Source organism: Streptomyces sp. NPDC051133, assembly GCF_040682635.1.
Taxonomy (GTDB): Bacteria; Actinomycetota; Actinomycetes; order Streptomycetales; family Streptomycetaceae; genus Streptomyces.
Map to the genome: position 1 here is coordinate 26,827 of NZ_JBFBBK010000010.1, position 19,027 is coordinate 45,853.

Genomic DNA, 19,027 nt, shown 5'->3' on the forward strand with positions numbered 1-19,027 from the left:
GACAGGGCCTAGAGCGCCTGCGCGCCCCGCTCCCGCAGGGTCTGGTCGTACTGCTGCAGGACCCACATCTCGTTCTGCACGGCGGCCAGCTGGGCGGGGTCGCCGCCGGTGGACAGGCGGGTCAACTGGGACTGGATGTCGCGGATGCGGCGCTCGACGGCGCGGCGGCGGATCTGGACCAGGACCGTGCCGGCGTAGGTCTCGTCGACCGTGCGGCGCAGGATCGGTTCGACGGCCAGCTCGGTGACCATCGCGCGGACGGTGTCGTCGGGCGCGGCCTCGCGCACGCGGACCAGGTACTCCTGCGCGTCCTGGACGCCGTACTCGGCGCCGCCCGCCTCCGCGACCGCCTGGCGTACGGCGGCGTACGGCGGCGCGGTGAACTCGTCCACCCCGTAGGCGTCGAAGGCCGGGGAGACCAGCTCGGGGCGCTGCAGGGCGAGTTTGAGCAGTTCGCGTTCGGCGGCGTAGACGGGGTTGCGCAGGGTCAGGGCCGGGCCGCTGTTCGGCCGGCCGGCCGCGGGCGTCGCCCACTGCTGGTCGGCGCCGCGCGGGCGGTCCTGCTGCGGGGCCTTTCCGCCGCGCTCCCGCGCCCAGCGGGCCAGCTGGGCCACGCGCCGGACCACGAACTGGGTGTCGAGGATGCCGAGCATGCCGGCGAGTTCGACGGCGACCTCGTGCTGGGCGCCGCTGTTCTTGATGCGGGCGACGATCGGTGCGGCCTCGTCCAGCGCGGCGGCACGGCCGGCCGGGATGTCGAGGTCGTAGCGGGAGACGATCTGGCGCAGGGCGAACTCGAAGAGCGGGGTGCGCGGTTCGGCCAGGTCGGCGACCGCCTCGTCGCCCTTGGCCAGGCGCAGCTCGCACGGGTCCATGCCGTCGGGCGCGATGGCGATGTACGTCTCGGCGGCGAACTTCTGGTCGTCCTCGAAGGCGCGCAGGGCGGCCTTCTGCCCGGCCGCGTCGCCGTCGAAGGTGAAGATCACCCGGGCCGAGCCGTTGTCCATGAGGAGCCGGCGCAGGATCTTGATGTGCTCGCCGCCGAAGGCCGTACCGCAGGTCGCGATGGCCGTCGTCACCCCGGCGAGGTGGCAGGCCATGACGTCCGTGTAGCCCTCGACCACGACCGCGCGGCTGGCCTTGGCGATGTCCTTCTTGGCCAGGTCGATGCCGTACAGCACCTGGCTCTTCTTGTAGATCGCCGTCTCGGGCGTGTTCAGGTACTTCGGGCCGTTGTCCGCCTCGTACAGCTTGCGCGCGCCGAAGCCGACGACCTCGCCGCCGATGTCCCGGATGGGCCACATCAGCCGGCCCCGGAAGCGGTCGATGGGGCCCCGGCGGCCCTCCTGGGAGAGGCCGGAGAGGGTCAGCTCCTTGTCGGTGAAGCCCTTGCCGCGCAGGTAGCGGGTGAGGTGGTCCCAGCCCTGGGGGCTGTAGCCGACGCCGAAGTGGACGGCGGCGGACTGGTCGAAGCCGCGCTCGGCGAGGAAGACCCGGCCGGTCTCGGCCTCGGGGCTGGTGGCGAGCTGCTCGGCGTACCACTGCGCGGCGATCTTGTGCGCCTCGACCAGGCGGATGCGCTCGCCGCGCTGGTGGGCGGGGTTGTACCCGCCCTCCTCGTAGCGCAGCGTGATCCCGGCCTGGGCAGCCAGGCGCTCCACCGCCTCCGAGAAGGAGAGGTGGTCCACCTTCATCACGAAGGTGAGGGTGTCGCCGCCCTCCTGGCAGCCGAAGCAGTGGAAGAGTCCCTTGCTGGGGCTGACCTGGAAGGACGGCGACTTCTCGTCGTGGAACGGGCACAGGCCCTTGAGGTTGCCGCCGCCCGCGTTGCGCAGCTGGAGGTACTCGGAGACCACGGCGTCGATCGGGACCGCGTCCCGTACCGCCTTCACGTCCTCGTCGTTGATCCGTCCTGCCACGCGTGAATTCTACGGGGGCGCGGTGACAGTCCCGGTGCCCGTCAGGTCCGGGGGACGAGGCTGTCGAGCGGGACGTGCGGGTCCGAGAGCGCCTCCACGTTCACCTGGGCCCGGGAACGGACGAGCTGCTGGATCTTGTCTGTGACATCCCACACGTTCACGTTCATTCCGGCCAGGACCCTGCCCTCCTTCACCCAGAACGCGATGAACTCCCGCTTGCCGGCGTCTCCGCGGATCACCACCTCGTCGTAGGAGCCCGGCGGCGCCCAGCCGCTGTACTCCATGCCCAGGTCGTACTGGTCGGTGAAGAAGTAGGGCACGCGGTCGTAGGTGACGTCCCGGCCGAGCATGGCGCGGGCGGCGGCCGGGCCGCCGTTCAGCGCGTTCGCCCAGTGCTCCACCCGCAGCCGGGTGTCGAACAGGGCGAGCGGGAAGGACGCCACGTCACCGGCCGCGTGGATGTCGGGGTCGGAGGTGCGCAGCCGCTCGTCCACCACGATCCCGCCGCCGTCGGCCCGGGCGGCGATCTCCAGGCCGGCCGCCTCCGCGAGGGCGGCCCGCGGGGCCGCGCCGATCGCCGCCAGCACGTCGTGCGCCGGGTGCTCCTCGCCGTCGTCCGTGCGGACCGCGAGGACCATGCCGTCCTGGCCGACGATCTCGGTGAGCTGCACGCCGAAGTGGAAGCGGACGCCGTGCTCGCGGTGCAGCTGGGCGAAGACGTTGCCCAGCTCGGGGCCGAGGACGCCGTGCAGCGGGGTCGGCGACGGCTCGATCACCGTGACCTCGGCGCCGTACTCGCGGGCCGCCGCAGCGACCTCCAGGCCGATCCAGCCGGCGCCCGCGATCACGAGGTGCCCGTTGTCCCGGCCCAGGTGCTGCAGGACGCCCTTGAGCCGCTCGGCGTGCGCGAGCCGGCGCAGGTGGTGGACGCCCGCCAGGCCGGTGCCGGGGATGTCGAGCCGGCGCGGCTCGGCGCCGGTGGCCAGGAGCAGCTTGTCGTAGCGGACGAGCGTGCCGTCGTCGCCGAAGCGGACCGTCTTCGCCGTGCGGTCGATGCGGTCGACGGTCTGGCCGAGGTGCAGCTCGACGTCGTTCTGCGCGTACCAGGCGGGCTCGTGCACGAAGACGCTGTCCCGCTCCTTCTTGCCGAGCAGGTAGCCCTTGGACAGCGGCGGGCGTTCGTAGGGGTGGTCGCGCTCGTCGCAGATCAGTATCACCCGGCCGGTGAAGCCCTCCGCACGGAGCGTCTCGGCCGCCTTGGCGCCGGCGAGACCGCCTCCGACGATGACGAATGTCTGATCCGCGTCGACCACTTGATGCCTCCTCGTAAGGGTGCCGCCACATGCGAGCGTCCCGCACGCGGCGTGCTGCGGGAAGAGGGAGTGACCCGATCAGGCCACGGCGCGTCATGTTCCTCTCACATATGCCCCGTCAGTCTGGCGTGCAGGGAGCGTGCGGAGGCGTCGGTGAGGGACGCGATCTGGTCGACGATCACCCGCTTGCGCGCGTGGTCGTCGCATGCCCCGTCGAACAGGGCCCGAAACTGCGGATCCAGCCCGTCCGGGGCGCGGGCGGTCAGCGCCTCGGCCAGCTCCGCGACGACCACCCGCTGGTCGGCGCGCAGCCGCTCCTGTTCGGTGCGCTGCATCACGTACCGGTCGGCGACGGCCTTGAGCACCGCGCACTCCATGCGGGTGGCGCGGGGGACGACGAGTTCGGCGCCGTAGCGGGTGAGCCGGCCGCTGCCGTGGGCGGCGCGCGTGGCGCCCTCCGCGGCCAGGCAGAACCGGCCGATGAGCTGGCTGGTGGCGTCCTTGAGGCGGGCCTGGGCGGCCGCCGTGCCGTCGTAGCCGTGCGGCCACCACTCCTCGTCCAGGAGGCGGTCCAGGGCCTCGGCGAGTTCGGCCGGGTCGGTGTCCGCGGGGACGTACCGGCCGACGGCCACCTCGAACACCGCCTGCCGCTCGGGGTCGGCCTGCAGGCAGTTGGGGTCGATGTGGCCGGCGTGCAGGCCGTCCTCGACGTCGTGCACCGAGTAGGCCACGTCGTCCGACCAGTCCATGACCTGCGCCTCGAAGCAGGTGCGGGTGCCGGGGGCGTGCGCTCTGACCCAGTCGAACACCGGGCGGTCGTCCTCGTACACGCCGAACTTCCCCGACGCCGGGTCGGTGGGGTGGGCGCCGCGCGGCCAGGGGTACTTGGTGGCGGCGTCCAGGGCGGCGCGGGTGAGGTTGAGGCCGACGGAGCGGTCCTCGGTGAAGCGTTTGGGCTCGATCCGGGTGAGGAGCCTGAGGGACTGGGCGTTGCCCTCGAAGCCGCCGCAGTCGTCCGCGAAGGCGTTCAGGGCCTGTTCGCCGTTGTGGCCGAAGGGCGGGTGGCCGAGGTCGTGGGCGAGGCAGGCCGCCTCGACCAGGTCGGGGTCACAGCCGAGGGCCGCGCCGAGCTCCCTTCCGACCTGGGCGCATTCGAGCGAGTGGGTGAGGCGGGTGCGGGGGCTGGCGTCCCAGACCTGGCTGCGGGCTCCCGGGGTGACGACCTGGGTCTTGCCGGCGAGGCGGCGCAGGGCGGCGGAGTGGAGGATGCGGGCGCGGTCGCGCTGGAAGGCGGTGCGGCCGGGCCGTTTGTCGGGCTCGGTGACCCAGCGCTCGGCCGACGCCGGGTCGTAACCGGTGGGGGGTGCGGTGCCTTCCATGGTTCGACAGTAAGCGTCGGCGGTGACGAAACGGTGCCCCTAGGCGGCTTCCGTCCACGGTGTTGCCAGGCACTCCGCGTAACGGCGCAGGACCAGACGGGCCATCGCCGGGTGGGCGCCCAGGGGGGCCGCGGCGATCCACGGGGCCGCCTGCGCGACCTGCGTCGCGAAGCGGCCCGGCGCCGTGAAGTACGACGCGATCGCCACCCGGTGCCGGCCGCGGGCCGCCAGGGTGCGCAGCGCCGCCGGGACACCCGGGCTCGCGGCACAGGCGTAGGCCGGGACGACGGGGACGCCGAGGCGGTCGGCGAGCAGGCGGGCCGTGCGGCGGGTGTCGGTGGCCGATTCCGGGTCGCGGGAGCCGGCGGCGGCGAGGACGACCGCGCTGGTGCGGCGCGCCGGCTCGTCCGGCGCCGCGGGCCAGCCGGCCTCCCGCAGGCGGTCGTACAGGGCCTCCGCGAGCAGCGGGTGCGGGCCCAGCGGGGCGGCCACGCGTGCGCGTACCGGTGCGGCGGCGGCCATCTGGGGGATGTCCTGCTTCACGTGGTAGCCGCGGGAGAGGAGCAGCGGCACCAGGACGGCCTGGGTGCCGCCGAGGGCGGCGAGGGTGTCCGGGAGCAGGGGCTCGTTCAGCTCGATGTGACCCAGATGGACGGGGAGGGTGGGGCGCAGCTCGCGGATCCGGTCCACCAGGGTGCGCACGGTGGCGAGCGCCCGCGGGTCGCGGCTGCCGTGGGCGGCCAGGACCAGGGCGGGCGGGGCCGGGCGGCGGCGTCCGGGCGGCGGGACGAGCCGGAGCTGCCCGGCGAGCCGGCTGCCGATGCTGTTCATGAGGTGCGCCGTGCTGTCGAGGTGGAGGTCGGACTCGGGGCGGGGAGGGTGCGACGCCGTCATGGGAGGATCCTGCCGGGGTCAGGTTGCGCGGTCGTTGCCGGACCGTCACGAGCGTTTTCCGCTGCTTCACCGCGTACGGATGCACGCTGTGAGGCACGGACGCACGAGGTGCGGCGAACCGGTTCGTCTCCGGCCGCGTCCTCCAAGGTCGAAGCGATGGGATTCCCCTGGGGGGCCGTATGAAGATCCGCCGACCGCGGCTGCCGCGCACCCGCAAAGGGCAGCGCCGGCTGGTGCAGGCCGTGATGGCCGCCTGCGTGCTGGCGCTGCTGCCGGCGACCTGGCTGTACGTGTCCACTGCGGACCGGCTGCGCACGACGGCGGACGCACCGCGGGCGCAGGTCGCCGTGGTGTTCGGGGCGGGACTGTGGAACGGCGAGCCGTCGCCGTATCTCGCGCACCGCCTGGACGCGGCGGCGAAGCTGTACCGGGCGGGGCGCGTCGAGGTCGTCCTGGTCACCGGGGACAACAGCCGCGAGGACTACGACGAGCCCGACGCCATGCGGGCCTATCTGACCGGGCACGGGGTGCCGGACAAGCGCATCGTCAGCGACTACGCCGGGTTCGACACCTGGGACTCCTGTGTGCGGGCCCGCAAGATCTTCGGTGTGGACCGGGCCGTGCTGATCAGCCAGGGCTTCCACATCCGGCGGGCGGTGGCACTGTGCGAGGCGGCGGGGGTGGACTCCTACGGGGTCGGGGTCGACGCCAAGCACGACGTGACCTGGTACTACGGCGGCACCCGCGAGGTCTTCGCGGCGGGCAAGGCGGTGCTGGACGCGGTGTTCCACCCGGATCCGCGGTTCCTGGGGCCGCGTGAGCCCGGGGTGGCGCGGGCTCTGGCCGCCGGGCGGTGAGGCCTCGCCTCACGGCGCGGCGGAGGGCGCGGGGAGGTCGCCGTGCCGAGGGTGTAACGGGGAGCGGTCCGGGGACGTAACACGCCGGAAGCACGCTGGGCGGTATGGAAACGATCGCCTCGACGCCCACGCACTGCCCGTACTGCGCCCTGCAGTGCGGGATGAACGTCACGCCTCTGCCGCGGGGTGGCGTCGAGGTCTCCGGGCGTGCCGGCTTCCCCGTCAACCGGGGCGCGCTGTGCGGCAAGGGCCGTACGGCGGCCGAGGTGCTGGCACCGGGGGTGCGGCTGGCCTCGCCGCTGGTGCGGTCCGGGGGCCGGCTGGTGGAGGCGGGCTGGGACCAGGCGCTGGACCTGGTCGCCGACCGGCTCGGGCGCACCCGGCGGGAGTACGGTGCCGACGCGCTGGGCGTGTTCGGCGGGGGCGGCCTGACGAACGAGAAGGCGTACGCGCTCGGGAAGTTCGCCCGGGTGGTGCTCGGCACGTCCCAGATCGACTACAACGGCCGTTTCTGCATGTCGTCGGCCGCGGCGGCCGGCACCAGGGCGTTCGGGCTGGACCGGGGGCTGCCGTTCCCCCTGGAGGACGTTCCGAGGACCGGGTGCGTGATCCTCGTGGGGTCGAACCCGGCCGAGACCATGCCGCCGTCCCTGCGCTACTTCACCGAGCTGCGGGAGAACGGCGGCACGCTGATCGTCGTCGACCCGCGCCGGACCCGCACCGCCGAGCAGGCCGACCTGCATCTCGCGCCCCGGCCCGGCACCGATCTCGCGCTCGCCCTGGGCCTGCTGCACCTGGTGGTGGCCGAGGGGCGCACGGACGAGGAGTACATCCGGGAGCGTACGGCGGGCTGGGAGGAGGCCCGGGCGGCGGCGATGGCGCACTGGCCGGAGTACGTGGAGCGGATCACCGGCGTGCCCGTCCCGCACCTCCGGGAAGCGGTACGGCTGTTCTGCGAGCCGGAGGCGGCGATGGTGCTCACCGCGCGCGGGCCCGAGCAGCAGTCCCAGGGCACGGACACGGTGGGCGCGTGGATCAACCTGTGTCTGGCGACGGGCCGGGCGGGCCGCCCGCTGTCGGGGTACGGCTGTCTGACGGGCCAGGGCAATGGGCAGGGCGGGCGCGAACACGGCCAGAAGGCGGACCAGTTGCCCGGGTACCGCAAGCTGGACGACCCCGCGGCGCGGGCGCATGTGGCCGGGGTGTGGGGCGTGGACCCGGACAGCCTGCCCGGCCCCGGGCGCAGCGCCTACGAACTCCTCGACGCCCTCGGCACCGACATCCGGTCGCTGCTGCTGATGGGTTCCAACCCGGTGGTGTCGGCGCCGCGCGCGGCCCACGTCGAGGAGCGGCTGCGCTCGCTGGACTTCCTGGCCGTCTGTGACGTCGTCCTGTCGGAGACGGCGGAGCTGGCGGACGTCGTGCTGCCGGTGACGCAGTGGGCGGAGGAGACGGGCACGACGACGAGCCTGGAGGGCAGGGTGCTGCTCCGCCGCCGGGCCGTCGCTCCCCCGCCCGGGGTCCGCAGCGACCTCTACGTCCTGCACGAGCTGGCGGCCCGCCTCGGTGTGGAGAAGGGCTTCCCGGCCGCCCCGGAGGAGGTCTTCGACGAACTGCGCCGGGCGAGCGCGGGCGGCCCGGCGGACTACTCGGGGATCACCTACCACCGCCTGGCGCAGGAGGACGGGGTGTTCTGGCCGTGCCCGCAGAGCGCGGACGATACGGACCACCCCGGCACCCCGCGCCTGTTCCTGGACCGTTTCGCCACCGCCGACGGACGGGCGCGGTTCGTCGCCGCGGTCCATCGGGGGACGGCGGAGGAGCCGGACGCCGAGTACCCGCTGCTGCTGACCACCGGCCGCGTGGTGTCCCAGTACCAGTCGGGGGCCCAGACCCGGCGGGTGGCGGAGCTGAACGCGGCGGCCCCCGGCCCGTTCGTGGAGCTGCACCCCCGGCTCGCGGCCCGGATCGGCGCGGCCGAGGGCGACCCGGTGAGCGTGGTCTCCCGCCGGGGCCGGGCCACGGCCCCCGCCCGGATCACGGACGCCATCCGCCCGGACACCGTCTTCATGCCCTTCCACTGGCCGGGCGAGGGCCGCGCCAACACCCTCACCAACCCGGCCCTGGATCCGACCTCCCGGATGCCGGAGTTCAAGTCGTGCGCGGTGCGGCTGGAGGTGACACCGGGCGTAGGACCACAGTCGTAGCCAGGATCGGTCCGTGGGGCGCGGCGCAGGGCGGGTCGGGCGGCGTAAGTTCGAGAGCATGTCCGACGATGAGCAGTTCGACCTCGGCGCCTACCTGGACCGCATCGGCTGGAAGGGGGAGCGGCGGGCCGATCTCGCGACCCTCGGCGGTGTGCATCTGGCGCACGCGCTGTCGCTGCCCTTCGAGAATCTGGACCCCGTGTCCGGCAGGGCCCCGTCCCTCGCCCCCGGCGACCTGATGGCCAAGATGATCCACGGGCGGCGCGGCGGGTACTGCTACGAGCACAACACGCTGCTGCGGCTGGCCCTGGAAGCGCTCGGTCTGCGGGTGACACCGCTGGCCGCGCGGGTGGTGGCCGGGGGCGGGACGCCGATGAGCCGGCCGCGCACGCACGCCATGCTGCGGGTCGAGGTGCCGGGCGAGCCGCAGCCGTACCTCGCGGACGTCGGGTTCGGTGCCGCGGCCGCGCTGCTGATGCCGGTGCCCCTGGTGCCCGGTACCGAGTACGAGGGGGCGGGACGCCGGCACCGGCTGGTGCCGCTGCCGCACGACGGGCCGCTTCCGCTGTGGGGGCTTCAGGCGTACGACCGGCAGGCGGCGGACTGGGCCGCCCAGTACGCGTTCACGCTGGAGCCGTTCACCGCCGCCGACTTCGAGGTGTTCAACTGGCACGTCGGCACCAACCCCCGCTCCCCCTTCACCCAGCGCCCCTATGTGCAGCGGACCACCGCGGAGCGCCATCTGTCCCTGGACGGAGCCCGGTTGACCGAGACCCGGGCGGACGGGACGGTGACCGGGCGGACGGTGTCCGGCGAGGACGAGGTACGGCGGGTGATCGAGGAGGAGTTCGGCATCGAGGTGCCCGCGGGGCTGCGGCTGCTCGGCGGCTGAGCCAGCAGGCGAGTCGGCGGCCGAGTCAGCGGCGGGAGAGCCAGTCGCCGCCCTCGATGCGGGTGCCCCGGGTGCGCAGCCGGGCGGCGACGGGCGGGGCGGCGAGGTACACCCAGGCGCGGACCGGGGTGCCGTCGGCGCGCACGGTGTCGCGGGCGACGCGTTCGTAGAGGTTGCGGGGGTCGTCCGGGGCGTACTCCTCCAACAGGTCCAGCGCGGTGAGCAGGTCCTCGTAGGCCTCGGGAAGGGCGGTCACCAGTTCCCCGCGCACCTCCTCGCCGTCCTGCTCGACGGCGTAGGGGTAGCCGGGGCCGTCGTACAGGGCGGCGCCGGGGAGGCGGGCCGGTGCCTCGGCGGCGGTGCGGCCGCGCAGGAACAGGTCGTGGTTGGGTTCGCCGGGGCGCAGCGTGCCGTAGACGAAGAACGGCAGCGGCCGGCCGGGCTCCGGAGTGATCACGGAAACGATTCTGTACCCCCTCGGGCTCGTCACACATCTCCATGAAGGCGCTATGGACATGACATGTCATGGCCTCTTAAATCTCTGTGACGCCAGCGCCCGCCCCCACGCCTTCGAGAGGCGCCTCCCCCGAGGAGACAGATGAGCCGGATACGGCAGCACGTCCGAGGACCCCGTCGCATCGCCACGGCCGGCATCGCCGCCACCACCGCCACCCTGCTGGCGGCCGCTCTCTCCCCCGCCGCCCACGCCGACACGAGACCGACCCGGGTCACCGCGATCGAGAACGCGGCGTCGGCACTCGTCGCCCACGCCACGAGCCTCGGCCTCACCTCCGCCGAGGGCACCAGCGTCCGCGACGTGATCGTGGACAAGGACGGCACCCAGCACGTCCGGTACGACCGCACGTACCGCCACCTCCCGGTCCTGGGCGGCGACTTCATCGTCCACCTCACCCGCAGCGGCGCCTACCACAGCGCCGACCGCGCCAGCAGGAGCCGGATCTCCCTGGCCACGATCGTCCCGGAGGTGTCGGCACCCAAGGCCGCCGACCTCGCGGTGAACGCCCTGCGCGCCGTCAACCTCGGCGAGCGGCTGAAGCAGGTCAAGGCCAGGCCGGAGCTGATCGTCGACGCCCTGCACGGCACCCCCAGGCTGGCCTGGCGCACCAACGCCGTCGGCCAGGACTCGCTCGGCAACCCGGTCGCCCGCACGGTGCTGACCGACGCCCGCACCGGCGCCCAGATCGACGCCTGGGACAGCATCGAGACGGCCACCGGCGACGGAAAGTCGCTGTACAGCGGGACGGTGCCGCTGGAGACCACCCAGTCCGGGTCGTCGTACCAGCTCAAGGACCCGACGCGCGGCAACACCTACACCGGTGACGCCGAGGGCAAGACCGACCTGTGCTTCTTCGGCATCTGCTTCAGCCGGGCGCCCGCGACCCTGTTCACGGACGCCGACAACCACTGGGGCACCGGCGCCACCGCCGACCGCGCCTCGGCCGCCGTCGACGCCCAGTACGGCACCAACGAGACCTGGGACTACTACAGATACGTCCACGGCCGCAACGGCATCGCCGGTGACGGCAAGGGCTCGTACAACCGCGTCCACTACGGCAGCAACTACAACAACGCCTTCTGGGACGACAGTTGCTTCTGCATGACGTACGGCGACGGCGACGGGACCACCTTCGGCCCGCTGGTCGCCCTCGACGTCGCCGGGCACGAGATGACCCACGGCGTCACCTCCAAGACGGCCGCGCTGACGTACTCCGGCGAGTCCGGCGGACTGAACGAGGCCACCTCCGACATCCTCGGCACGATGGTGGAGTGGTACGCGAACAGCGCCTCCGACCCCGGTGACTACCTCATCGGCGAGAAGATCGTGAAGCCCGGCTTCGGCCAGCCCGCCCTGCGCTTCATGGACAAGCCCTCCAAGGACGGCAACTCGGCCGACTACTGGAGCAGTTCGGTCGGCAACCTCGACGTCCACTACTCCTCCGGGGTCGCCAACCACTTCGCCTACCTCCTCGCCGAGGGCAGCGGGGCGAAGACCATCAACGGGGTCAGCTACAACTCCCCGACGTCCAACGGCTCCACGCTCACCGGCATCGGCCGGGACAAGGTCGGCAAGATCTGGTACCGGGCGCTGACGGTCTACATGACGTCCTCGACGAACTACGCGGGAGCCCGTACGGCGACCCTCAACGCCGCCAAGGACCTGTACGGCGCGGGCAGCGCGGAGTACAACGCGGTGGCCGCGGCCTGGAGCGCGGTCAACGTGAACTGAGCGGGCTGCGACGGCTGCAGCGGGCCGGTGCTCCGTGCGGGCACCGGCCCAGCCGTGTCCCTGACGTCCCGTCACCCGGTCGACGGTCTCCGTCGGTCCATTCGTGTTCTCTTCGTACGATTATCTTGAGAACGCCCTCGCGCGCCCGTGACCTGCGGGAACCTCGCGACGCTAGGCCGTGTGGGGGCCGTCGACGCCACCCGTTCACCACATTTCCGACGCAGCATCGGCAAGCGGATCTCCCGGACAGCGACTTACCTCGGAAGGGCAGGGGCGCGCCCCTGGACCAGCCGAAACGCAAGCCGTGGGGAGCACCATGCGACGCACCGCCCGTCTGCTGACCGGTACCGCGCTCGTCGTGGCGGCCGCGGCACCCGCCTACGCCGCCGACACCGGCCGCCTGGACGTCTACCCCGCCACCGTGACGCCGGGCGCCCTGGTCTCGGTGAACACCGCCGCCTGCGGCGACAAGGGCGCGGCGACCGGGGACGCGGGCGCCCTCGGGGCCGGCGTCTTCACCCTGGCGCCCAGCACGCACCAGGGCGAGGCGATCGGCCAGTTCCGGGTGCCGCCGAGCGCGCAGCCGGGGACGTACGAGATCGTCGCCAGGTGCGCCGAGGGCACCCGCCAGGTCACGGGCGACCTGATGGTGGCGTTGAGCGCGGCACACGAGCAGGTGCAGCCGCGAGGAATCATGAAGACGGGGGTCGGCGGAGCACTCGGCCCCGACCCCGTGCAGACCGCGGCGGGCGTGGCGGCACTGGCCGTCGCCGCCGCGGGCGGTACCTGGCTCCTGCATCGCCGGGCGAGAGGCGACGGGATCTGACGGACACCCTCCGCTGTCCGTCCGCCGGTACCGCACGTCCCGCCCCCTCCGGGTCCGATGCCCCTCGCGACCCGGAGGGGGAGGGCGCCTACGGAGGTGCGCCTCCGGGAGAGGGGTTGGTATGCGCAGGAGCGCCAGACGCGACAGGGTCGGCGACACCGCCATAGCCGCCGTCACCGTCGTCGCCCTCGGCTCGGGCGTGTGGCTGCTGGGCGGAGGCACCGCGGCGCACACCCCACCGCAGCCGTCGGCGGTCGAGGGCCGCCCCGACCCCGGCGGCGAGCGCCTCGCCGCACCCTCGCTGCCGCCCTCCCCGCCCCTGCGGATCAAGATCCCCGCCATCCGCGTGAACGCCCCGCTGATGGGCCTGGCCCTGACCCGCTCCGGCAGCCTGGACGTACCGCCCGCCGGTGAGAAGAACCTGGCCGGCTGGTACGAGGCCGGCACCACCCCCGGCGAGACCGGCACCGCGATCGTCGCGGGCCATGTCGACAACGCCGACGGCCCCGCCGTCTTCTACGACCTCGGCGCGCTGAAGCGGGGCACCACCATCGAGGTGGACCGCCGGGACGGCTCGGTGGCCGTGTTCACCGTGGACGCGGTGGAGGTCTACGCGGCCCGCGACTTCCCCGACGACAAGGTGTACGGCGCCGCCCCCCGCCCCGAGCTGCGCGTCATCACCTGCGGCGGCGGCTACTCGAAGGCGACCGGGTACCAGGGCAACGTCGTGGTGTTCGCCCATCTGACGGGCAGCAGATAGCTTCTCGGCGCGGTGCGCGCCGGGGCCGCCTCAGTGCGGTGCCGGATCACCGCCGAGGACGTGCTCCCTGCCCCAGGCGCCCAGCGGTTCCAGCGCCTCGTTCAGCAGGGCGCCCCGGCCGGTCAGCGTGTACTCGACGCGCGGAGGCACCTCGTCGTACTCCTCGCGGTGCACGATGCCGTCGGCCTCCAGCTCCCGCAGCTGCGCGGCGAGCACCTTCTCCGTCACGCCGGGCAGCGCCCTGCGCAACTGGCCGAACCGGTGCGGGCGCTCGTTCAGCGCCCACAGGATCAGCACCTTCCACTTGCCGCCCACGACGTCCATCGCGGCGTCGGTCCCGCAGACGTACGCCCCGGGCCGTCGTCCGACCGGCATGTGCGCTCCCCCCTCGCGGCCTGCAGCCTTCCCTCCAGGTAACCACCCACTTCGAAGTGGGTACTTACGCCGGGCGGCTCCCTGCGACGAGCCTAGCCGTCATGACCGACACCACACCCCTGACCCTGCTCGGCACCGGCGCGATGGGCACCGCCCTCGGCCGGGCCTGGCTGGCCGCCGGACACCCGCTGACCGTCTGGAACCGCACTCCCGCACGCACCGCCGCCCTCACCGCCGAGGGCGCGGTGGCCGCCGGCAGCGCGGCGGAGGCGGTGGCCGCGAACCGGCTCGTCGTGGCCTGCCTGCTCGACGACGCCTCGGTCGGCCGGGCCCTGGCCGGCACCGACCTGGCCGGCCGTGACCTGGTGAACCTCACCACCGGCACCCCCGCCGATGCCCGGGCCCGGGCCGCCTGGGCCGAGGAGCGCGGCGCACGCCTCCTGGACGGCGGGATCATGGCCGTACCGCCGATGATCGGCACGCCCGGCGCGTACGTCTTCTACAGCGGCCGCACGGACCTGTTCGAGGAGCACCGGGACACGCTCGCCGTCCCGGCCGGCACCCGGTACGTCGGCGCCGACCCCGGCCTGGCCGCGCTGTACGACGTGGCGCTGCTGAGCGCCATGTACGGCATGTTCGCGGGCGTGACGCACGCCTTCGCCCTGATGCGCGGGGAGGAGGTGGCGCCCGGGGAGTTCGCGGACGTGCTCGTGCCGTGGCTGCAGGCGATGGCCGGCTCGGCGCACGGGACGGCGGCGCGCCTGGCGAGCGGCGACTGGACCGGCGGAGTCGTCTCCCCACTGGCCATGCAGGTCGCGGGCGCGGAGACGCTGCTGCGCACCGCGCAGGAGCAGCACGTGGGCGCGGAGCTGCTGACGCCGTTCCTGGACCTGATGCGCCGGCGGCTCCAGGACGGGCCCGGCACGCACGGGGCCGAGGACACCGCGGCGCTGGTGGACCTGCTGCGCCGCTGAGACGGCGCCCCGCGGGAAGGCGCCGCGCCCGGCCTCACAGCCCGCCCCGGCGCCTCCTCGGGACCCTCACACCCCCGGCCCGCGCCCGCTGAGGGCAGCGTTCCTCCCGGGAAACAGCGGTGATGCCGCCGGGTAACGTCGGGGCCGCACGCTCGGGGACATGACCTCGAATACGCGTGTGGTGGTGATCGGCGCCGGCCTCGCGGGCGTACGGCTCGCCCGGCGGCTCGGCGAGCTGGGCACGCCCGCGCTGCTCCTCGGCGAGGAGGAGTACCCGCCGTACAACAGGGTGCTGCTCGCCGAGGTGCTGGCCGGCCGGTACGCCCCGGAGGTCATCGGCCTGCCGGCGCCGGCGGGGCTGCTGCGGGCCCGGGTCACCGGCATCGACCGGGCCGCCCGCACCCTGGACTGCGCCGACGGCACCTCGATCCCCTACGGCACGCTGGTCCTCGCCACCGGCGCCAACCCGGTGCTGCCGCCGCTGCGCGGCCTGTTCACCGCGGATCACCGGCTGCCCGAGGGCGTCCACGCGTTCCGCACCATGGACGACTGCCTGGGGCTGGCCGAGGCGGTGCGGCCCGGCGTACGCGCGGTCGTGATCGGCGGCGGGCTGCTCGGCGTGTCCGCGGCCCGCGCCCTCGCCGTGCGCGGCGCCCAGGTGGTCCTCGCCCAGCAGTCCGAGCGGCTCATGGAACGCCAGCTCGACCCGGACGCCTCCCGGCTGGTGCTGCGGCACCTCACGGGCCTGGGCGTCGAGGTGCACACCGAGTGCCGGGTGCGGGACGTGCGCTGCCTCGCGGGTGCCGTCCGCTCGGTGGAGATGGCCGACGGGTACGCCCTCGACGCCGACCTCGTGGTCCTCGCCTGCGGGGTCCACCCGCGCACCGGCCTGGCCGAGCAGGCGGGTCTCGCCGTGGACCGGGGCGTCCTCGTCGACGACCGGCTGCGCACCTCCGACCCGCACATCCACGCCCTCGGCGACTGCGCCCGGCACGAGGGCACGGTCTACGGCCTCGCCGCCCCGGCCCTCGAACAGGCCGACGTCCTCGCCGCGCTGCTCGCGGGCGACGCGACCGCCCGCTACCGCGGCACCCGCTCCCTGACCCGGCTCACCCTGACCGGCCCGGGCTCCCCCTTCGACCTCGCCGCGTTCGGCGAGAGCGAGGCACGCCCCGGCGACGACGTGGTGCGCCTCACCGATGCCACCCGAGGCACCTACCGCAAGGTCGTCGTCCGCGACGACCGCCTGGTCGGCGGGGTCCTCGTCGGCGAACTCGGCACCGTCGGCGCGCTCGCCCGCGCCTGGGAGGGAGCAGAGCCGCTCCCCGACGACGGCCCCCTGCTCCACCTGCTCACCAACGACGGAGGCTCCTGATGTCCAAGACCGCACTTCTTGGGGAACGCCCCCGCCCCACGATCCTGCTCGTCGGCCACGGCATGGTCGGCCAGCGCTTCCTCGAGGCGCTCGCCGAGCGCGGCCTGACCGCCACGCACCGCGTGGTCGTGCTGTGCGAGGAGCCGCGTCCCGCGTACGACCGCGTCCAGCTCACCTCGTACTTCTCGGGCCGCACGCCCGAGGACCTCTCCCTGACCGACCGGGAGTTCATCGAGGCCCACGGCATCGAGCTGCACGTCGGCGACCCGGCGCAGACGGTCGACCGCGCCTCGCGCACGGTCACCGCCCGCTCCGGGCTCACCGTCGGCTACGACGTCCTCGTGCTGGCCACCGGCTCCTACCCGTTCGTGCCGCCCGTGCCGAACAAGGACGCCGAGGGCTGCTTCGTCTACCGCACGATCGAGGACCTCCTCGCCATCGAGGAGTACGCGAAGGCCAGGGCGACGACGGGTGCCGTGGTCGGCGGCGGGCTGCTGGGCCTGGAGGCCGCCGGTGCGCTGAACGGCCTCGGACTGAACGCCCACATCGTGGAGTTCGCGCCGCGTCTGATGCCGGTGCAGGTGGACGAGGGCGGTGGCGCGGCGCTGCTGCGGACCATCGAGTCCATGGGCCTGACCGTGCACACGGGCGTGGGCACGCAGGAGATCGTGACGGACGCGTCCGGCGCCGTCACCGGCATGAAGCTGTCCGACGGCTCGGAACTCGCCGTCGACATGGTGGTGTTCAGCGCCGGCGTCCGCCCCCGCGACCAGCTGGCCCGGGAGTGCGGACTGCGGGTCGGCGAGCGCGGTGGCATCGCGGTGGACGAACGCTGCCGCACCGTCTCCGACCCGCACGTGTTCGCGATCGGCGAGTGCGCGCTGGCGGTGGACGGCCGGGTGTACGGCCTGGTCGCGCCCGGCTACGAGCAGGCGGAGACGGTGGCGGCAACGATCGCCTCCGCCGAGGCCTCCTTCACGGGCGCGGACCTGTCCACCAAGCTGAAGCTGCTCGGCGTGGACGTGGCCTCCTTCGGCGACGCGCACGGCACCAGCGGGGACTGCCTGGACGTCGTCTACTCCGACTCCCGCGCCGGCCTCTACAAGAAGCTCGTCATCGGCCCGGACGGCACGCTGCTCGGCGGCATCCTGGTCGGCGACGCCGAGGCGTACGGCACCCTGCGCGCCCTGACCGGCTCGGTGCCCCCCGTCTCCCCCGAGTCGCTCGTCCTGCCCGCCGGAGCGGGCTCGGGGGCCCAGCTCGGCCCGTCGGCGCTGCCGGACGAGGCGGTCATCTGCTCCTGCCACAACGTCAGCAAGGGCACCGTCCGCGGCGCGGTGACGGAGCACTCGTGCACCACCGTGCCCGAGGTGAAGAAGTGCACCAAGGCCGGTACCGGCTGCGGCAGTTGTGTGAAGGTCCTCGGCCAGCTGGTCGACGCCGAGCTGGAGGCGTCCGGCATCGAGGTCGACAAGGGCCTGTGCGCCTGCTTCGCACAGACCCGCGAGGAGCTGTACGAGATCGTCCGCGCGCTGGGCCTGACGTCGTACCAGGAGCTGCTGGACCGCTACGGCCGCGAGGGCGCCCGGGGCGGCGACGGCTGCGAGGTCTGCAAGCCGGCCGTCGGCTCGGTCATCGCCTCCCTCGCCCCGGCGATCGGCGCGAGCGGTTACGTCCTGGACGGCGAGCAGGCCGCCCTGCAGGACACCAACGACCACTTCCTCGCCAACCTGCAGAAGAACGGCTCCTACTCCGTCGTGCCGCGCATCCCCGGCGGTGAGATCGCCCCCGAGAAGCTGATCGTGATCGGCGAGATCGCCCGGGACTTCGGCCTCTACACGAAGATCACCGGCGGCCAGCGGATCGACATGTTCGGCGCCCGCGTCGAACAGCTCCCGCTGATCTGGACCCGTCTGGTGGACGCCGGCTTCGAGTCCGGGCACGCCTACGGCAAGTCGCTGCGCACGGTGAAGTCCTGCGTGGGCTCCACCTGGTGCCGGTACGGCGTGCAGGACTCGGTCCGCATGGCGATCGACCTGGAGCTGCGCTACCGGGGCCTGCGCTCCCCGCACAAGCTGAAGTCCGCCGTCTCCGGCTGTGCCCGCGAGTGCGCCGAGGCCCAGTCGAAGGACTTCGGCGTCATCGCCACCGCGGGCGGCTGGAACCTGTACGTCGGCGGCAACGGCGGCGCCACCCCGCGCCACGCGGACCTCCTGGCTCAGGACCTGTCCGACGCCGAACTGGTCCGGCTGATCGACCGGTTCCTGATGTTCTACATCCGCACCGCCGACCGCCTGGAGCGCACCTCGACCTGGCTGGAGCGGATCCCGGGCGGCCTGGACCACGTACGGGACGTGGTGGTGCACGACTCGCTCGGCATCTGCGACGACCTGGAGAAGCTGATGCGGGCGCACATCGCGCACTACCGCGACGAGTGGGCGCAGACCGTCAACGACCCCGAGAAGCTCGCCCGGTTCGTGTCCTTCGTGAACGCCCCGGACACCCCGGACCCGGTCGTCGCCTTCGTCCCCGAGCGCGACCAGATCAAGCCCGACCTGCCGCTGCTGTCCATCGGCACGCGTCCCTCGGACGGCGCGGCCGACGTCCTGGAAGGAAGCGCCCAGCGATGACCCTGGCACTCGAGACCACCGACCTGAAGATCCAGCTCCAGCTGACCGGCAGCTGGTTCACGGTCTGCGACCTGAGCCTGCTGACCCCGGGCCGCGGGGTGGCCGCCCTGCTGCCGGACGGCCGCCAGGTGGCCCTCTTCCGGGACCGCGCCGACCGCCTCTACGCCATCGACAACCGCGACCCGTTCACCGGCGCGGCCGTCCTCTCCCGCGGCCTGACCGGCACCCACGAGGGCCGCCCGTTCGTGGCCTCCCCGCTGCTGAAGCAGCGCTTCGACCTCGACAGCGGGGAGTGCCTGGACGACGAGTCGGTGCGGGTGACGGTGTACGAGGTGCGAGCGGCGTAACCCACCCCCGCCCCACCATGTTTGACTGATC

The 19,027-nt window shown here is 73.5% G+C and carries 16 protein-coding genes; 10 read left to right on the forward strand and 6 right to left on the reverse strand.

Annotated features, from left to right (window positions below; all coding sequences use genetic code 11):
• Window positions 1-8 precede the first annotated feature (8 nt).
• The 4 genes from dnaG to AB0N17_RS13055 form a co-directional block, all read right to left on the reverse strand.
• A complete protein-coding gene (gene dnaG / locus AB0N17_RS13040) occupies window positions 9-1,919 on the reverse strand; it encodes a DNA primase (protein WP_366011310.1) in 1,911 nt (636 codons plus the stop codon).
• A 41-nt stretch (window positions 1,920-1,960) separates the two neighbouring features.
• Entirely contained in the window at window positions 1,961-3,232 is a 1,272-nt protein-coding gene (locus AB0N17_RS13045; RefSeq protein WP_366011311.1) for an FAD-dependent oxidoreductase, read from the reverse strand.
• A 104-nt stretch (window positions 3,233-3,336) separates the two neighbouring features.
• Window positions 3,337-4,611, reverse strand: a complete 1,275-nt coding sequence (locus AB0N17_RS13050; RefSeq protein WP_366011312.1) for a deoxyguanosinetriphosphate triphosphohydrolase — start codon at window positions 4,609-4,611, stop codon at window positions 3,337-3,339.
• Window positions 4,612-4,650: 39 nt separating this feature from the next.
• Entirely contained in the window at window positions 4,651-5,505 is an 855-nt protein-coding gene (locus tag AB0N17_RS13055) for a sirohydrochlorin chelatase (RefSeq protein ID WP_366011313.1), read from the reverse strand.
• A 179-nt stretch (window positions 5,506-5,684) separates the two neighbouring features.
• Between AB0N17_RS13055 and AB0N17_RS13060 the strand changes: the two genes are divergently transcribed.
• The 3 genes from AB0N17_RS13060 (at window position 5,685) to AB0N17_RS13070 (ending at window position 9,461) form a co-directional block, all read left to right on the forward strand.
• Entirely contained in the window at window positions 5,685-6,362 is a 678-nt protein-coding gene (locus AB0N17_RS13060) for an ElyC/SanA/YdcF family protein (RefSeq protein ID WP_366011314.1), read from the forward strand.
• A 104-nt stretch (window positions 6,363-6,466) separates the two neighbouring features.
• Window positions 6,467-8,569: a molybdopterin oxidoreductase family protein gene (locus AB0N17_RS13065; RefSeq protein ID WP_366011316.1), complete on the forward strand. Its 2,103-nt coding sequence runs from the start codon at window positions 6,467-6,469 to the stop codon at window positions 8,567-8,569.
• 58 nt (window positions 8,570-8,627) lie between these two features.
• Window positions 8,628-9,461, forward strand: coding sequence for an arylamine N-acetyltransferase (locus AB0N17_RS13070; protein ID WP_366011318.1), 834 nt, complete (start codon window positions 8,628-8,630; stop codon window positions 9,459-9,461).
• 25 nt (window positions 9,462-9,486) lie between these two features.
• Here AB0N17_RS13070 and AB0N17_RS13075 read toward each other — a convergent pair whose 3' ends face one another.
• Window positions 9,487-9,918: a gamma-glutamylcyclotransferase family protein gene (locus tag AB0N17_RS13075; protein WP_366011319.1), complete on the reverse strand. Its 432-nt coding sequence runs from the start codon at window positions 9,916-9,918 to the stop codon at window positions 9,487-9,489.
• A 141-nt stretch (window positions 9,919-10,059) separates the two neighbouring features.
• On the opposite strand from AB0N17_RS13075, the gene AB0N17_RS13080 reads away from it, so the two are divergent.
• The 3 genes from AB0N17_RS13080 (at window position 10,060) to AB0N17_RS13090 (ending at window position 13,295) form a co-directional block, all read left to right on the forward strand.
• Window positions 10,060-11,709: a M4 family metallopeptidase gene (locus tag AB0N17_RS13080; protein ID WP_366011320.1), complete on the forward strand. Its 1,650-nt coding sequence runs from the start codon at window positions 10,060-10,062 to the stop codon at window positions 11,707-11,709.
• Between the two features lie 316 nt (window positions 11,710-12,025).
• Window positions 12,026-12,535: a hypothetical protein gene (locus AB0N17_RS13085; protein WP_366011321.1), complete on the forward strand. Its 510-nt coding sequence runs from the start codon at window positions 12,026-12,028 to the stop codon at window positions 12,533-12,535.
• A 121-nt stretch (window positions 12,536-12,656) separates the two neighbouring features.
• Complete coding sequence (locus AB0N17_RS13090; RefSeq protein ID WP_366011322.1) at window positions 12,657-13,295, forward strand: class F sortase; 639 nt, start codon at window positions 12,657-12,659, stop codon at window positions 13,293-13,295.
• Between the two features lie 30 nt (window positions 13,296-13,325).
• Here AB0N17_RS13090 and AB0N17_RS13095 read toward each other — a convergent pair whose 3' ends face one another.
• The gene (locus AB0N17_RS13095; RefSeq protein ID WP_366011323.1) at window positions 13,326-13,670 is read right to left on the reverse strand and encodes a helix-turn-helix domain-containing protein; all 345 of its coding nucleotides are present in this window, start codon (window positions 13,668-13,670) and stop codon (window positions 13,326-13,328) included.
• Between the two features lie 101 nt (window positions 13,671-13,771).
• Here AB0N17_RS13095 and AB0N17_RS13100 point away from each other — a divergent pair, with 101 nt between their 5' ends.
• The 4 genes from AB0N17_RS13100 to nirD all read left to right on the forward strand — a co-directional run bounded on the left by AB0N17_RS13100 (window position 13,772) and on the right by nirD (window position 18,996).
• Window positions 13,772-14,644 carry an NAD(P)-binding domain-containing protein gene (locus AB0N17_RS13100; protein WP_366011325.1) on the forward strand — a complete coding sequence of 291 codons (873 nt, stop codon included), beginning with the start codon at window positions 13,772-13,774 and terminating at the stop codon, window positions 14,642-14,644.
• A 160-nt stretch (window positions 14,645-14,804) separates the two neighbouring features.
• Window positions 14,805-16,019, forward strand: coding sequence for an FAD-dependent oxidoreductase (locus AB0N17_RS13105; RefSeq protein WP_366011326.1), 1,215 nt, complete (start codon window positions 14,805-14,807; stop codon window positions 16,017-16,019).
• Window positions 16,019-18,649, forward strand: coding sequence for a nitrite reductase large subunit NirB (gene nirB / locus AB0N17_RS13110; RefSeq protein ID WP_366011327.1), 2,631 nt, complete (start codon window positions 16,019-16,021; stop codon window positions 18,647-18,649). The genes AB0N17_RS13105 and nirB overlap by 1 nt, the downstream gene beginning before the upstream one ends.
• Window positions 18,646-18,996, forward strand: coding sequence for a nitrite reductase small subunit NirD (nirD, locus tag AB0N17_RS13115; RefSeq protein ID WP_366011329.1), 351 nt, complete (start codon window positions 18,646-18,648; stop codon window positions 18,994-18,996). The genes nirB and nirD overlap by 4 nt, the downstream gene beginning before the upstream one ends.
• Window positions 18,997-19,027: the final 31 nt, after the last annotated feature.

Coding starts and splice junctions, on each gene's coding strand:
- AB0N17_RS13050 (WP_366011312.1), bottom strand. CDS start 4,611: ATGGAAGGCACCGCACCCCCCACCGGTTACGACCCGGCGTCGGCCGAG.
- AB0N17_RS13055 (WP_366011313.1), bottom strand. CDS start 5,505: ATGACGGCGTCGCACCCTCCCCGCCCCGAGTCCGACCTCCACCTCGAC.
- AB0N17_RS13060 (WP_366011314.1), top strand. CDS start 5,685: ATGAAGATCCGCCGACCGCGGCTGCCGCGCACCCGCAAAGGGCAGCGC.
- AB0N17_RS13065 (WP_366011316.1), top strand. CDS start 6,467: ATGGAAACGATCGCCTCGACGCCCACGCACTGCCCGTACTGCGCCCTG.
- AB0N17_RS13070 (WP_366011318.1), top strand. CDS start 8,628: ATGTCCGACGATGAGCAGTTCGACCTCGGCGCCTACCTGGACCGCATC.
- AB0N17_RS13080 (WP_366011320.1), top strand. CDS start 10,060: ATGAGCCGGATACGGCAGCACGTCCGAGGACCCCGTCGCATCGCCACG.
- AB0N17_RS13085 (WP_366011321.1), top strand. CDS start 12,026: ATGCGACGCACCGCCCGTCTGCTGACCGGTACCGCGCTCGTCGTGGCG.
- AB0N17_RS13090 (WP_366011322.1), top strand. CDS start 12,657: ATGCGCAGGAGCGCCAGACGCGACAGGGTCGGCGACACCGCCATAGCC.
- AB0N17_RS13095 (WP_366011323.1), bottom strand. CDS start 13,670: ATGCCGGTCGGACGACGGCCCGGGGCGTACGTCTGCGGGACCGACGCC.
- AB0N17_RS13100 (WP_366011325.1), top strand. CDS start 13,772: ATGACCGACACCACACCCCTGACCCTGCTCGGCACCGGCGCGATGGGC.
- AB0N17_RS13105 (WP_366011326.1), top strand. CDS start 14,805: ATGACCTCGAATACGCGTGTGGTGGTGATCGGCGCCGGCCTCGCGGGC.
- nirB (WP_366011327.1), top strand. CDS start 16,019: ATGTCCAAGACCGCACTTCTTGGGGAACGCCCCCGCCCCACGATCCTG.
- nirD (WP_366011329.1), top strand. CDS start 18,646: ATGACCCTGGCACTCGAGACCACCGACCTGAAGATCCAGCTCCAGCTG.